Raw genomic sequence first — 14032 nt, 5'->3', positions numbered from 1 at the left:
GGCCGGATCAAGCGGCGCAGCGGGCCCGCAGCGCCCTTCCGGCGCGCGAGCCGTTCGGCCGGCCCAGCTCGGCGCAGATCCATTCGCCGCAGGCCGCCAGCGCCTCCAGGTCCACCCCCGTGGACTCGCCCAGGCCGTGCAGCAGCCAGACCAGGTCCTCGGTCGCCACATTGCCGGTGGCGCCCTTCGCGTAGGGACAGCCGCCCAGGCCCGCCACCGAGCTGTCGAACACCCGCACGCCCTGGCGCCAGGCCTCGGCCACATTGGCCACGCCCATGCCCCAGGTGTCGTGGAAATGGCCGGCCAGACGCGTCACCTGCACCTGCTCGCCCACCGTGCCGATCAGGCGCTGCACGCCCGCGGGCGTGCCGATGCCGATGGTGTCGCCCAGCGAGACCTCGAAGCAGCCCATCTGCAGCAGCTCGCGCGCGATCGCGGCCACCGCCTCGGGCGCGACCTCGCCCTGGTAGGGGCAGCCCAGCACGCAGGAGATGTAGCCGCGCACCCGCACGCCGGCGGCCTGTGCCGCCGCCAGGATGGGCTCGAAGCGCACGATCGACTCGGCCACCGTGCAGTTGATGTTCTTCTGCGAGAAGGCCTCGGAGGCGGCGGCGAAGACCGCGACCTCGCGGGCACCGGCCGCCAGCGCCGCCTCGAAGCCCTTGAGGTTGGGCGTCAGCACGGGGTAGTTCACGCCGGGAAACTCGGCCGCCGACGGCAGTCCGGCCATCACCTCGGCATGGTCGGCCATCTGCGGCACCCACTTCGGCGAGACGAAGGCGGTGGCCTCGATGTCCTTCAGGCCGGCGGCGGCCAGGCGGCGGATCAGCGCGAGCTTGGTGGCGGTCGGAATGGCCTGGCGCTCGTTCTGCAGGCCGTCGCGCGGGCCGACCTCGACCAGGCGCACCGTCGGTGCAGCCGGCGCCGGGGCCGCAGGATCCAGGGTTGGCGTCGACGCCAAAGTCGGGAAAGTCGTCATGGCCGGCATCATGCCGCAGCCGCCGGCTCGGCCACGAAGTCGGCCAGCTCGGCGCCATCGCCGACCTGATCGCCCACCGCGAAGCGGAAGGCGCTGACCCGGCCCCGGGACGGTGCCGTCAGCGTGTGCTCCATCTTCATCGCCTCCATCACCAGCACCGGTGCGCCGGGCTCGACCACCGTGCCCGGCGCGACCAGCAGCGCGATGACCTTGCCCGGCATCGGCGCCTTCAGGCCGCCGCCGTGGTCGTCGCCGCGCCCGCCGGCCTGCAGCCGCGCCACCCGCACCACCGGCCAGGTGCGGCCATCGAGAAAGACCTGGCGGCGCTCGGCGCTGAGCACCACCGCCGCCTGCACCCGGCGCTCCCCCAGCCGCGCGGCCAGCGTGCCGTCGGGGCCGAGGCGGCCGCTGGCCTGCAGCCGCGTCGCGCCGATCGACAGCCACCAGCCGCCTGCCGCATCGGGCTGCGCGCCGACCGACAGCGTCTGCTCGCCGCAGCGCAGCGCAAGGCGGCGCTCGGGCGCGAGGTTGAGCCGCCATCCATCGGCCTGGCTCCACGGCGAGGCGGCGTCGCCGGCCGCAGCCTCGGCGGCCTCGCGCTGCAGCTCGGCCAGCGCCGCCAGCGCCCAGACCTCGTCGGGCACCGGCTGCGGCGCCGGGAACAGCAGCGCCTGCTCGCGCTCGATCAGCGCGGTGTCGAGGTCGGCCTGCGCAAAGGCCGGCGTGGCCACCAGGCGCTGCAGGAACTCGACATTGCTCGTCACGCCGGCGATGCGGTACTGCGCCAGGGCCGCGCGCAGGCGCGCCAGCGCCCGCGGGCGGTCGCGGTCGTGCACGATCAGCTTGGCGATCATCGGGTCGTAGTGCGGGGTGATCTCGTCGCCCTGCTCCACCCCGGTGTCGACGCGCACATGCGGGCCCTCAGACGGCGGCGCCAGGTGCAGCAGCCGGCCGGTCGACGGCAGAAAACCCTTGTCCGCGTCCTCGGCGTAGATGCGCGCCTCGATCGCGTGACCGTCGATCGCCAGCGCCTCCTGCGGCAGCGGCAGCGGCTCGCCCGCGGCCACGCGCAGTTGCCACTCGACCAGATCCAGGCCGGTGATCATCTCGGTGACCGGGTGCTCGACCTGCAGCCGGGTGTTCATCTCCATGAAATAGAAGGCGCCGTCGGGCTGGACGATGAATTCCACCGTGCCGGCGCCCACATAGCCGACCGCCCGCGCCGCGTCCACCGCCGCGCGGCCCATCGCGGCGCGGCGCTCGGGCGTCATGCCGGGCGCGGGCGCTTCCTCCAGCACCTTCTGGTGGCGGCGCTGCACCGAGCAGTCGCGCTCGAAGAGATGCACGCAGCCGCCCAGGGTGTCGCCGAAGACCTGGATCTCGATGTGACGCGGGCGCAGCACGTACTTCTCGACCAGCACATGCGGCTCGCCGAAGGCGTTCAGCGCCTCGCGCTGGCAGGAGGCCAGCGCCGCGGCGAAGTCCTCCGGCTGGTCGACCCGGCGCATGCCCTTGCCGCCGCCGCCGGCGCTGGCCTTGATCAGCACCGGATAGCCGATCTCGGCGGCGCGCTCGGCCAGGAACTCCGGCTCCTGGCGATCGCCGTGGTAGCCGGGCGTCAGCGGCACGCCGGCCTCGGCCATCAGCGCCTTGGCGGCGGACTTGCTGCCCATCGCGCGGATCGCGCGGGCCGGCGGGCCGATGAAGACCACGCCGGCGGCCGCGCAGGCCTCGGCGAAGTCCTCGTTCTCCGACAGGAAGCCGTAGCCGGGATGGATCGCCTGCGCGCCGGTGGCACGGGCGGCCGCCAGGATGCGGTCGCCGCGCAGATAGCTCTCGCGCGCGGCGGCCGCGCCGATGCAGACCGCCTCGTCGGCCAGCCGCACATGGCGCGCGTTCGTGTCGGCCTCGGAATGCACCGCCACCGTGGCGATGCCCAGCCGCCGCGCGGTGCGGATGACCCGGCAGGCGATCTCGCCGCGGTTGGCGATCAGGATCTTGGTGAACATGGCTCAGGCTCCGGAATCGGGGGATGAGGGCAGCGTCCAGGCCGCCGGCCGCTTGTCCAGGAAGGCGGCCAGCCCTTCGCGGGCCTCGTCGGTGGCGCGCAGGCCGGCGATGCGCCGCGCGGTGTCCTCGACCAGCGCGTCGGTGATCGGCCGGTTGGCGACGGCACGGATCAGGTCGGTCGCCGCGGCCTGCGCCTGCGGGCCGCCGCTCAAGAGCGCCGCGATCAGCGCATCGACCTGGGTGTCGAGCCCGTCGTCGGTCGTCACCTCGTGCACCAGGCCCAGCTCGCGGGCGCGCGTGGCCGGGATGCGCTCGGCGGTCTGGAAATAGCGGTAGGCCTGGCGCTCGCCGATCGCGCGGATCACATAGGGGCTGATCGCCGACGGGATGAGGCCGAAGCGCACCTCGGAGGTCGCGAACACCGCCCGCTCGGCGGCGACGCAGAGGTCGCAGGCCGCGGCCAGCCCCATGCCGCCGCCCAGTGCGGCGCCCTGCACCCGCGCCAGCGTCGGCGTCGCGCAGGTCGACAGCGTGCGGAACAGCCCGGCGAGCCGGCGCGCGTCGGCCAGGTTGTCCTCGACCGAGGCCTCGCCCTGGCGGCGCATCCCGTTCAGGTCGGCGCCGGCCGAGAAGCTCCGGCCCTCGCCGGCCAGCACGATGGCGCGCACGGCCGGGTCAGCATCGATCTGGCGCAGCGTGTCGGTCAGCTCGGCGATCAGCGTCTCGTCGAAGGCGTTGTGCACCGCAGGCCGGCTCATCCAGATCCAGGCGGCCGGGCCGCGGCGCTCGATGCGCAGCGTCGTCAAGGTCATCGAGGCCTCCCCCATCACATGCGGAACACGCCGAACGTCGTCGGCTCGATCGGCGCGTTCAGCGCCGCCGACAGCGACAGCGCCAGCACCCGGCGGGTCTGCACCGGATCGACCAGCCCGTCGTCCCACAGCCGCGCGGTGGCGTAGTACGGATGGCCCTGGGCCTCGTACTGCGCGCGGATCGGCGCCTTGAAGGCCGCCTCGTCCTCGGCCGACCAGGTCGCGCCCCGGGCCTCGATGCCGTCGCGCCGCACGGTGGCCAGCACGCTGGCGGCCTGCTCGCCGCCCATCACGCTGATGCGCGCGTTCGGCCACATCCACAGGAAGCGCGGGCTGTAGGCCCGGCCGCACATGCCGTAGTTGCCCGCGCCAAAGCTGCCGCCGATCAGCATCGTCACCTTGGGCACCTGCGCGGTGGCCACCGCCGTCACCATCTTGGCGCCGTCCTTGGCGATGCCGCCGCTCTCGTATTTCTGGCCGACCATGAAGCCGGTGATGTTCTGCAGGAAGACCAGCGGAATGCCGCGCTGCGCGCACAGCTCGATGAAGTGCGCGCCCTTCTGCGCCGACTCGCCGAACAGGATGCCGTTGTTGGCGATCAGACCCACCGGCATGCCGTGCAGATGAGCGAAGCCGGTCACCAGCGTCGCGCCATAGCGCGCCTTGAACTCGTCGAAGCGCGAGCCGTCGACCACCCGCGCGATCACCTCGCGCACGTCCCAGGGCTTGCGGGTGTCCAGCGGCACGATGCCGTGGATCTCCTCGGGGTCGTAGAGCGGCGCCTCGACGGGCGCGAGCCGGAGCGGCTCGGGCTTCCTGCGGTTCAGGTTCGCGACGATGCGCCGGCACAGGAACAGCGCATGGCTGTCGTTCTCGGCCAGATGGTCGGCCACGCCCGAGAAGCGCGCGTGCACGTCGCCGCCGCCCAGGTCCTCGGCCGAGACCACCTCGCCGGTGGCGGCCTTCACCAGCGGCGGGCCGCCCAGGAAGATGGTGCCCTGCTCGCGCACGATGATAGTCTCGTCGCTCATCGCCGGCACGTAGGCGCCGCCGGCGGTGCACGAGCCCATCACCACCGCGATCTGCGGGATGCCCATGGCCGACATCGTCGCTTGGTTGTAGAAGATACGGCCGAAGTGGTCGCGGTCCGGAAAGACCTCGTCCTGCAGCGGCAGGAAGGCGCCGCCCGAGTCCACCAGATAGATGCACGGCAGATGGTTCTGCAGCGCGATCTCCTGCGCGCGCAGGTGCTTCTTGACCGTCAGCGGATAGTAGGTTCCGCCCTTGACGGTGGCGTCGTTGGCGACGATCAGGCACTCCACGCCCTCGATGCGGCCGACGCCGGCGATCATGCCGGCCGAGGGCGCCTCGTCGCCGTACATCCCGAAGGCGGCCATCTGGCCGATCTCCAGGAAGGGCGTGCCCGGGTCGAGCAGGTGGTCGATGCGCTCGCGCGGCAGCAGCTTGCCGCGCGCGGTGTGCCTGGCGCGCGCGGCCTCGCCGCCGCCCAGCGCCACCTGCGCCGCCTTCGCGCGCAGGTCGTCGACCAGCGCGCGCATCTGCGCCGCATTGGCCCGGAAGTCCTCCGAGCGCGGATTGATCTTGCTCTGCAGCACCTGCATGGCGGCGTCCTCAGCAGGTCTCGCTGAACAGCTCGCGGCCGATCAGCATGCGGCGGATCTCGGAGGTGCCGGCGCCGATTTCGTAGAGCTTGGCGTCGCGCCACAGGCGGCCGGTCGGGTACTCGCTGGTGTAGCCGACCCCGCCCAGCGCCTGGATCGCCTCGCCGGCCATCCAGGTCGCCTTCTCGGCGGTGTAGAGGATGACGCCGGCGGCATCCTTTCGCAGCGCGCGGCTGTGGTCGCCGCGGTCGCAGGCCTGCGCCACCGCGTAGCCGTAGGCGCGGCAGGCCTGGAAGGTCGAGTACATGTCCGCCAGCTTGCCCTGCATCAGCTGGAACTCGCCGATCGACTGGCCGAACTGCTTGCGCTCGTGCACGAACGGCACGACGACATCGAGGCACGCTGCCATGATCCCCAGCGGCCCGCCCGACAGCACGATGCGCTCGTAGTCCAGGCCCGACATCAGCACCTTGGCGCCGTTGCCCTCGCCGCCGAGCACGTTCTCCTCGGGCACCTCGCAGTTGTCGAAGAACAGCGGCCAGGTGTTGGAGCCGCGCATGCCGAGCTTGTCGAGGTGGTGGCCGTGGCTGAAGCCGGCCATGCCCTTCTCGACGATGAAGGCGGTCATGCCGCGTGCGCCCATTTCCGGCTCGGTCTTGGCGTAGACCACCAGCGTGTCGGCGTCGCCGCCGTTGGTGATCCACATCTTCGAGCCGTTCAGGACGTAGCGATCCCCCTTCTTCTCGGCGCGCAGCTTCATGCTGACCACATCCGAGCCAGCGCCGGGCTCGCTCATCGCCAGCGCGCCGATGTGCTCGCCGCTGATGAGCTTGGGCAGGTATTTCTGCTTCTGCGCCTCGGTGCCGTTGCGCTGGATCTGGTTGATGCAGAGGTTGGAATGCGCGCCGTAGGACAGGCCCACCGAGGCGCTGGCGCGGCTGATCTCCTCCATCGCCACCATGTGCGCGACATAGCCGAGGTTGGTGCCGCCGTACGCCTCGGGCACCGTCAGGCCGTTGACGCCGAGCTCGCCGAGCTGTCGCCACAGCGCGTGCGGGAAGAGGTTGTCGCGGTCGATGTCGGCCGCACGCGGCGCGATCTCGGCCTGAGCGAAGTCGCGCACCGCCTCGCGCAGCGCGGCGATGTCCTCGCCCAGGGGGAACTGGAAGGTGGATTCGAACATGGTGGGGCTTCCTTGGGTCAGGCGGATCGGCGGATCAGGCGGTCCGGTCCTCGTCGCGCGCCAGCTCCTCGGCCATCGCGCGGCGCATCATGAATTTCTGCACCTTGCCGGTGATCGTCATCGGCATCTCGGTGACGAAGCGGATGTGGCGCGGGATCTTGTAGTGGGCGATCTGGTCGCGGCAGAAGGCCTGGATCTCCTCGACGTCGGCGCGCTCGCCGAGGCGCAGCATGATCCAGGCGCAGACCTCCTCGCCATATTTGCGGTCGGGCACGCCGAAGACCTGCACCGACTGCACCTTCGGGTGGCGGAACAGGAACTCCTCGATCTCGCGCGGATAAATGTTCTCGCCGCCGCGGATCAGCATGTCCTTCACCCGGCCGACGATGTTGCAGTAGCCCTCGGCATCGAGCGTGGCCAGGTCGCCGGTGCGCATCCAGCCGCCCTCGACGATGGCCTCGCGGGTGCGGGCCTCGTCGCCCCAGTAGCCCTGCATCACCAGGTAGCCGCGCGTCCACAGCTCGCCCGGCGTGCCGACCGGCACGGTGCGGCCGTCGGCATCGACCACCTTGGCCTCGACATGCGGCTGCACCCGGCCGACCGTGGTGACGCGGCGCTCCAGCGGGTCATCAAAGCTGCTCTGGAAGGAGACCGGGCTGGTCTCGGTCATGCCGTAGGCGATGGTGATCTCGCGCAGGCTCATGCGCGCGACCACCTTCTTCATCGTCTCGATCGGGCACGGCGAGCCGGCCATGATGCCGGTGCGCAGGCACGACAGGTCGAAGCGCTCGAACTCGGGGTGGTCCAGCTCGGCGATGAACATCGTCGGCACGCCGTGCAGCGCGGTGCAGCGCTCCTCGGACACCGCCGCCAGCGTGGCGCCGGCATCGAAGACCTCGCCCGGGAACACCATCGCCGCGCCGCTGGCCACGCAGGCCAGCACCGCCAGCACCATGCCGAAGCAGTGGTACAGCGGCACCGGGATGCACAGCCGGTCGGCCTCGCCGAAGCGCATCGCCTGCGCCACCGCGATCGCGTTGTTGACGATGTTGTGATGCGTCAGCGTCGCGCCCTTGGGGTGGCCGGTGGTGCCGCTGGTGAACTGGATGTTGATCGGGTCATGGCAGCCGAGCGTGGCCTCGAGCGCGTCCAGCGCGGCGACATCGACCGCCTCCGGCGCGAGCAGCACATCGGCGTAGCGCAGCATGCCCGGCGTCCGGCCCTCGCCCATGCGGAGGACAAATTCGAGCGCGGGCAGCTTCGGCTTCACCGTCTGCAGCATTGCCAGGTAGTCCGCCGTGCGCAGCCGCTCCGCCGCGATCACCGCCCGGCAGCCCGACAGCTGCAGCGCGTATTCCAGCTCCGCCAGCCGGTAGGCCGGGTTGATGTTGACCAGCACGATCCCGATGCGCGCGGTGGCGAACTGCGTCACCAGCCACTCGACGCGGTTCGGCGACCAGATGCCCAGGCGATCGCCAGGCCGCAGGCCCAGCGCCCGCAGCCCCGCCGCCAGCCGATCGACCTCGACCGAGAACTGGCGCCAGGTCCAGCGCACACCCTGCTCGCGAAACACGACGGCCTCGCGGTCGCCGACGCGCCTCACCGTCTCGCGCAGCAGGCCGGCCAGGGTACGCTCGGACAGCGGCGGCTGCGTGCCCCCCCGGACATGGCTGAGGCCATGCAGCGGAAGCACACCCGGATCTTGAGGCGTCATCTGTGTCTCCAGTCGGAACCCGAGACAATTATTGAGCCATCCTCAAAACAAGGCTTGAGGGTTAACCCCCGAAGACGATGCGTTCCTGCGATCAGGCTTCATACTTCAGGCTTCCTGATTCACGCCGGGATGACTTTCACATCAAAATGTGAGCATCACTCAATTCAATGCGACGGCAGCCTGGGCCAAGTCGTCCTCCAGATCCTCCACCGGCTCCAGGCCAACCGACAGGCTCAGGCATGCACACCTGCACGCCTCCCCGGGCCCGGGAACAAGCTGCACCCGGCTCGTCGAACCGCCCCAGCCCGAACCGACCTGGAAGATCTTCAGCGCCCCGGCAAAGGCTTCGAGGCGCTCCAGCCCGTGACGGACATCGACCTGGAGCACGAGCAGGCCGGCGGCCGATCCGCACAGGGTCGCCCAGTGCACATGTCCCGGGGTGCCTGGAAGGGCCGGATGCGCCACGCCCGCAAACGCGGGCTGCGCCTGGCACCACTGTGCAAGACGCCGCGCGGCCGCGTCCTGTGCGGCATGGCGCAAGGCCAGCGAGGGCAAGGCCCGCAGCACCGCCTCGACCTCGCCCATGCCCACGCCCAGCCCCAGCCGCGTGTGGCTCCACAGCAGGCGCTGGTACAGCGTCTCATCGCGGCAGGCCACCGATCCCAGGCAGGCCTGGCCGCCCGACACCTGCGGGCCCAGATCCTGGACCGACAGGTCGACGGCAAGCCCCTCCCCGAGGTCGAAGGCACGGAACGCGAGTCCGGCACCCCAGGTGTTGTCCAGCGCGATCAAGGCCCCCGGCGCCCGCTCCCGCACGGTGCGTACCAGCCCGCGCAGATCCGGAAAGGCCTGGGTCACCGGATCGGGCGCCACCAGCCAGACCAGCCGCGTGGCCGGTGTCACCACGTCGGCCAGCGAGGCCTCCGTCATCGGGTCGTAGCGCTGGATGCCGATGCCCCAGCGAACCATGTCCTCCCGCGCAAACGCATGGTCGGTGGCGCCATCGGCCTGGCCGACCTCAGCCGCCCACGGCAGCAGCACGGCGTCCCCGGCCCGAAGCGCGGCCACCTCGACCAGCATGACCGCCGCCCGGCCGCTTGGCGCGAGCAGCACCCGGCGAGCACCTTCGAGCGTGGCCAGCCGCTCCTCCAGCACGAAGCTGGTCGGCGTGCCTTGCAGCCCGTAGGTGTAGCCGCTCTTGTCGAGCCAGCCGTCGCTGCGCGAGGCCGCCACGGTGGGGAAATGCACCCCTGAGGCCTTGAACACCCCCGGCATCGCGCCATCGAATCCCTCCGGGGGCCGATACGGATGGTGGATCAGGCGGGTGGACGACGCATCCGTCACGGCGTCGCACGAGGTGCAATTCTCGTGTTCACCCAACGGGTGAATCGGTTCGCCAAGAACAGCGCCCCCTGATTCATCGAAGCACATTCATGGGTGCCAAAGATCTTGTCCCAGAAACCCTGGATGCCAAAGTTCCGGTTGAAGTGCGTGTGGTGGCGATCATGGAAATCGGTGCCCACATAGAACAGCGACAGGGAACTGTGCCCTTCCAGGTTGTAGGCATTGCCGACCAGCGTCCAGGCACAGAGCTGCGCCAGATCACGGCCCAGGATCAGGAACAGCGCCAGGTCCGTCACCGAAGTCAAGCAGTATTCCGTGAAACTCTTGTGTCCGGCCACGAAGCTGGAGGTGTCGCGAAACTCGTGATGCCGCCGGTGAATCTTGAAGAACTTCTTTCGGTGCAGCATCCGGTGCTGCACGTAAAACAGGAAGTCGGCCAGCACGATGCTGGCAAAGAACCAGGCGACGTTGGCCAGGAAATCGGGCTCTCGCTCGACGGGGCGCGTGATGCCGATGATCACCAGCGCCGCCAGAAAACCGCGGATCTCCCCGAGGAGGATGCCTTTGAGCGTGAAGGCCGGAAACGCCTGCGGTCTGACCGGCGTGGCCCGGATGCACAGCCGGTCTTTGAGCGCACTGTGACGCTTGATCCCACGCTCGATCAGGAAACCGAGCAGATAATACGAGACCGATCCGACCCCCCAATAGATCAGCACCTGCGACCAGAAATCAAACTGACGCCCGGCAAACACGAAAGAAAATATCTCCTGAAAAATGGCACAGGTGAGTGCCACCTTCATGAAAAACTCCAGCTCGCCCATCAGGGAAACCCAAGCCGGCAACCGTCGCCAAATCAACGGCATGCGCCTGGCCTTGCTTTCAGCAGATGCACGCTGAAGTAACCCTTGTCATCCAGCCAGACCTTCTCGCCCGCCCAGCCCGCATCCCAGGCAAGCTGCCGGAGTTCGTCGGGCGTGTACTTGTAGGAGTTCTCGGTGTGGATGGATTCGCCGGCCCGGAAGTCGAAGCTGTTGCCGTTGACCCGCACGCGCTGCGCTTCGCGGCTGACGAGGTGCATCTCGATGCGGCCACGCGCGGCGTTGTAGAAGGCGCGGTGCTCGAAGCGCGCCGGGTCGACATCCGAGGCCAGTTCCTTGCGCAGCCGCTCCAGCAGATTGAGGTTGAAGGCCGCGGTGACGCCGGCCGGGTCGTTGTAGGCCAGGTTCAGCACGTCGGCGGGCTTCTTGGTGTCGATGCCGATCAGCAGCCGCCCGTCGTCACCCGCCTTGCTGCGCAGATCGCGCAGGAAGCGGATCGCCTCGGCCGGGTCGAAGTTGCCCAGGCTGGAGCCGGGGTAGAAGAACACGCGCCGCGTCGCCGGGATGTCGGACGGCAGCGCATACGGCTTGGTGTGGTCGACACAGACCGCATGCACCGGCAGCCCGGGGTAGTCCGCCGCCAGCCGTGCGGCCGAGGCGCGCAGGTGCTCGGCCGAGATGTCCATCGGCACGTACATCGCCGGACGCACCCGGTCGAGCAGGAAGCGCACCTTGACGCTGCTGCCCGCCCCCGGCTCGATCAGGTGGCAGTCCTGGACCTGCAGGCTCGCCAGGATGTCCTCGGCGTGGGTCTCGAAGATGCTGCGCTCGATGGCGGGCACGTAGTACTCGGGCTGGTCGCAGATCGCATCGAAGATCTTCGAGCCGACCTCGTCGTAGAAGAACTTCGGCGCGATCTGCTTCGGGCTGGCCGACAGGCCGCTGATCACGCTGTGGTGGAAGTCGTCGAACTCGGGCTGGCAGTCGTGGAAGCGGTAGGTCATCGGACAGGTCCTCCTGAGGTCAGCAAGGGGTGAGGGGGTCGTGGCCCCGGGGCCGTCAGAGATCTCCGGCGAGCCGGATGCCGGTGAAGGCCCAGCGGTCGTGCGGGTAGAAGAAGTTGCGGTAGCTGGCGCGCAGGTGGTCCAGCGAGGTGGCGCAGCAGCCTCCGCGCAGCACCATCTGGTTGCACATGAACTTGCCGTTGTATTCACCGGCCGAGCCTTCGAGCGGCTTGAACCCGGGGTACGGCAGGTAGGCCGAGCCGGTCCAGGTCCACAGGTCGCCGTGCCACTGGCCGTCCGTCCCGGCGGGCATCGGGTGCAGGAAGCCCTGGTCGAAGGTGTTGCCCTGCAGTGCCTGCTGCGCGAGCACGACCTCCAGTTCCGCCTCGGTCGGCAGGCGGTGACCCGCCCAGCGCGCGTAGGCCTCGGCCTCGTAGTAGCTGACGTGGCAGACCGGCGCGTGCAGGTCAAGCGCCCGCCAGCCGCCGAGCGTCATCTCCAGCCAGCCGCCCTGCCCGTCACGCTCCCAGTACAGCGGGTGCTGCCAGTCGTGGCGGCGGATGTGCGCCCAGCCGTCGGAGAGCCAGTGCGCGGCCTGCGTGTAGGCGCCGGACGCGATGAACGCGAGGTATTCGCCGTTGGTCACCAGCCGGTCGGCGACGCGGTAGCCGTTCAGCCAGACGCGGTGGCGCGGCGACTCGTTGTCGAAGGCGAAGCCGCTGCCCGGAGCGTGGCCGATCTCGTGCAGCCCCTCGCCCTGCTCGACCCAGCGCAGCGGCCGGGTGGCCTCGACCGTGCGGCGCGGCAGGTCGCGGCGGTAGGCCGGCTTGAGCGGATTGACCGCAAAGTTGGCCTTGATGTCCATGCACAGCAGTTCCTGGTGCTGCTGCTCGTGGTTCAGGCCGAGTTCGATGAAGCCGCAGATCGTCGCCGTGGTCGTCGGGTCCGAGGTGCGGTCAGGCGTGTTCTCCAGCAGGTCGAACAGTTCTTCCATCGCCGCATCGACCGTGCGGCGGTAGCGGTAGACCTCCTCGACCGACGGCCGCGCCAGGTGACCGCGCTGGTGGCGTGGGTGGAACTTGCCGATCGACTCGTAGTAGGAGTTGAACAGCACCTCGAAGCCCGGGAACCCTGGCCGGTAGTCCGGGTGGTGCGGCTTGAGCAGGAAGGTCTCGAAGAACCAGGTGACGTGGGCGATGTGCCACTTCGGCGGACTCGCCTCGGTGACGGCCTGGGTCTGGTAGTCCTCGGTCAGCAGCGGCGCGCACAGGGTTTCGGTCACCGCACGAACAGCGCGGTAGCGGCGGCGCAGCAGCGCCGGGGTCGGGGCAGCGCGGGTCATCGCTCAGGCCGGGGTGCGCAGACCGATCTTCTGCACCCGGCCGTGGACGCCGGACAGATGCGAGATGCGGGCGGGCAGCGTCAGCGCCGGGCTGCTCTCGTCGGCCACCATGACCAGGAATTGGTTGCCCAGAATGACGTTGTTCATGACAGGCAATGGCGCGACGACTGGTGGGCGCCAAGAAAATTCTGACAATCGATCTTATTCAACTCGTCAGACTTGATGATAAAAATCACAAATTGACACAAAACAAGAAATATCTCACATAAAATCAGATTGAATTCATCATGGATTAATTGTAATTTTTATTATTTTGGTACCCATAAATATCAATTTACGCCAAAAAATTCACGCATAAGCAGCACTAGGCAGCAAAATGCCTGAGATCGATGTCGCACGCCCTCCATGAATCCTTCGGACCCTGAAAATCAGATCTCACTGGTCGATCTGCAGACGGGTGTCATTGACCTGCACCTGATGCCTGTCACCTCGAGCGCCACCGACGACTGGACGCTGCTGGATGCGGGCGAGCGTGCGCGGGCATCGCGCTTGCGCCGCCCGAGCGATCAGGTGCTGTTCATTCAGGCGCATGGGCTGCTGCGCCGGGTGCTCAGCCGCTACGCCCCGGAGGCCCCGGAAGCCTGGCGCTTTGTCGTCGGCACCCACGGCAAGCCCGCCCTGTGTTCCCGCGCCCATCCTGCGTGGCAGACCCTGCGCTTCAATCTGTCGCACTGCACAGGCCATGTGGCGGTGGCGGTCGCATGCGACCGCGAGGTCGGCGTGGACATCGAGAGGCTGGATGCACTGCCTCTTTCGGAGGATCTGGCCGAGACGCTCCTGGCCCCGCGTGAGCTGCGCGACTGGCGCGGCCTCGGGGGTGACGCTCAGGCGCAGCAGCACTTCCTGATGGCGCGCTGGACCTTCAAGGAGGCCGTGCTCAAGGCCCTGGGGTGCGGCCTGGGCCAGATCGAGCCGAACCAGCTGGAAGTGATGCCGGACCCCGTCGGACCCGGCTGGCAGGCGCGATCCTGCGCACCACCGACGGACGACATGCGGGTCGACTGGCCCGCACGAGGCTGGCTGCAAGGAGGGCTGGCGGGGGCCGGGCACCACTGGGCGCTGGCCTGTCTGCGCCATCACCCTGACGAGCACTTGACCTGGCGCGTGTCCAGTCCCGGCTGATCTGGCTGATCTTCCTGATCGT

General features: G+C 69.2%; 12 protein-coding genes. 1 reads left to right on the top strand and 11 read right to left on the bottom strand.

Annotated features, from left to right (window positions below; genetic code table 11):
* Window positions 1-7: 7 nt before the first annotated feature.
* The 11 genes from BW996_RS09480 to BW996_RS21680 form a co-directional block, all read right to left on the bottom strand.
* Complete coding sequence (locus BW996_RS09480) at window positions 8-979, bottom strand: hydroxymethylglutaryl-CoA lyase (RefSeq protein ID WP_081837978.1); 972 nt, start codon at window positions 977-979, stop codon at window positions 8-10.
* Window positions 980-987: 8 nt separating this feature from the next.
* Entirely contained in the window at window positions 988-2988 is a 2001-nt protein-coding gene (locus BW996_RS09475) for an acetyl/propionyl/methylcrotonyl-CoA carboxylase subunit alpha (protein WP_037478899.1), read from the bottom strand.
* A gap of 3 nt (window positions 2989-2991) precedes the next feature.
* Window positions 2992-3801, bottom strand: a complete 810-nt coding sequence (locus BW996_RS09470) for an enoyl-CoA hydratase/isomerase family protein (protein WP_037478990.1) — start codon at window positions 3799-3801, stop codon at window positions 2992-2994.
* 14 nt (window positions 3802-3815) lie between these two features.
* Window positions 3816-5423 (bottom strand): carboxyl transferase domain-containing protein, encoded by a 1608-nt coding sequence (locus BW996_RS09465; RefSeq protein WP_037478897.1) that lies wholly within the window; start codon window positions 5421-5423, stop codon window positions 3816-3818.
* Window positions 5424-5433: 10 nt separating this feature from the next.
* Window positions 5434-6606 (bottom strand): isovaleryl-CoA dehydrogenase, encoded by a 1173-nt coding sequence (locus BW996_RS09460; protein ID WP_037478896.1) that lies wholly within the window; start codon window positions 6604-6606, stop codon window positions 5434-5436.
* A 34-nt stretch (window positions 6607-6640) separates the two neighbouring features.
* Complete coding sequence (locus BW996_RS09455) at window positions 6641-8320, bottom strand: AMP-binding protein (RefSeq protein ID WP_139330820.1); 1680 nt, start codon at window positions 8318-8320, stop codon at window positions 6641-6643.
* A 159-nt stretch (window positions 8321-8479) separates the two neighbouring features.
* Window positions 8480-9700: a PLP-dependent transferase gene (locus BW996_RS09450; RefSeq protein WP_051631632.1), complete on the bottom strand. Its 1221-nt coding sequence runs from the start codon at window positions 9698-9700 to the stop codon at window positions 8480-8482.
* A complete protein-coding gene (locus tag BW996_RS09445) occupies window positions 9661-10485 on the bottom strand; it encodes a sterol desaturase family protein (protein WP_037478889.1) in 825 nt (274 codons plus the stop codon). The genes BW996_RS09450 and BW996_RS09445 overlap by 40 nt, the downstream gene beginning before the upstream one ends.
* A 32-nt stretch (window positions 10486-10517) precedes the next feature.
* Complete coding sequence (gene egtD, locus BW996_RS09440) at window positions 10518-11486, bottom strand: L-histidine N(alpha)-methyltransferase (RefSeq protein ID WP_051631631.1); 969 nt, start codon at window positions 11484-11486, stop codon at window positions 10518-10520.
* A gap of 55 nt (window positions 11487-11541) precedes the next feature.
* Window positions 11542-12828, bottom strand: coding sequence for an ergothioneine biosynthesis protein EgtB (gene egtB, locus BW996_RS09435; protein WP_037478887.1), 1287 nt, complete (start codon window positions 12826-12828; stop codon window positions 11542-11544).
* A gap of 3 nt (window positions 12829-12831) precedes the next feature.
* A complete protein-coding gene (locus tag BW996_RS21680; protein ID WP_156027815.1) occupies window positions 12832-12975 on the bottom strand; it encodes a hypothetical protein in 144 nt (47 codons plus the stop codon).
* A 330-nt stretch (window positions 12976-13305) separates the two neighbouring features.
* Here BW996_RS21680 and BW996_RS09430 point away from each other — a divergent pair, with 330 nt between their 5' ends.
* A complete protein-coding gene (locus BW996_RS09430; protein WP_162177952.1) occupies window positions 13306-14010 on the top strand; it encodes a 4'-phosphopantetheinyl transferase family protein in 705 nt (234 codons plus the stop codon).
* The last annotated feature ends 22 nt before the right edge of the window (window positions 14011-14032 follow it).

This window comes from Sphaerotilus natans (assembly GCF_900156335.1).
Classification (GTDB): domain Bacteria; phylum Pseudomonadota; class Gammaproteobacteria; order Burkholderiales; family Burkholderiaceae_C; genus Sphaerotilus; species Sphaerotilus natans.
Note: the sequence above shows the minus strand (reverse complement) of the source record. Positions and strands in the feature narration are given on the sequence as shown.

Coding starts and splice junctions, on each gene's coding strand:
- BW996_RS09445 (WP_037478889.1), bottom strand. CDS start 10,485: ATGGGCGAGCTGGAGTTTTTCATGAAGGTGGCACTCACCTGTGCCATT.
- BW996_RS09455 (WP_139330820.1), bottom strand. CDS start 8,320: ATGACGCCTCAAGATCCGGGTGTGCTTCCGCTGCATGGCCTCAGCCAT.
- egtB (WP_037478887.1), bottom strand. CDS start 12,828: ATGACCCGCGCTGCCCCGACCCCGGCGCTGCTGCGCCGCCGCTACCGC.
- egtD (WP_051631631.1), bottom strand. CDS start 11,486: ATGACCTACCGCTTCCACGACTGCCAGCCCGAGTTCGACGACTTCCAC.
- BW996_RS09475 (WP_037478899.1), bottom strand. CDS start 2,988: ATGTTCACCAAGATCCTGATCGCCAACCGCGGCGAGATCGCCTGCCGG.
- BW996_RS09480 (WP_081837978.1), bottom strand. CDS start 979: ATGACGACTTTCCCGACTTTGGCGTCGACGCCAACCCTGGATCCTGCG.
- BW996_RS21680 (WP_156027815.1), bottom strand. CDS start 12,975: ATGAACAACGTCATTCTGGGCAACCAATTCCTGGTCATGGTGGCCGAC.
- BW996_RS09430 (WP_162177952.1), top strand. CDS start 13,306: ATGCCTGTCACCTCGAGCGCCACCGACGACTGGACGCTGCTGGATGCG.
- BW996_RS09460 (WP_037478896.1), bottom strand. CDS start 6,606: ATGTTCGAATCCACCTTCCAGTTCCCCCTGGGCGAGGACATCGCCGCG.
- BW996_RS09465 (WP_037478897.1), bottom strand. CDS start 5,423: ATGCAGGTGCTGCAGAGCAAGATCAATCCGCGCTCGGAGGACTTCCGG.
- BW996_RS09470 (WP_037478990.1), bottom strand. CDS start 3,801: ATGACCTTGACGACGCTGCGCATCGAGCGCCGCGGCCCGGCCGCCTGG.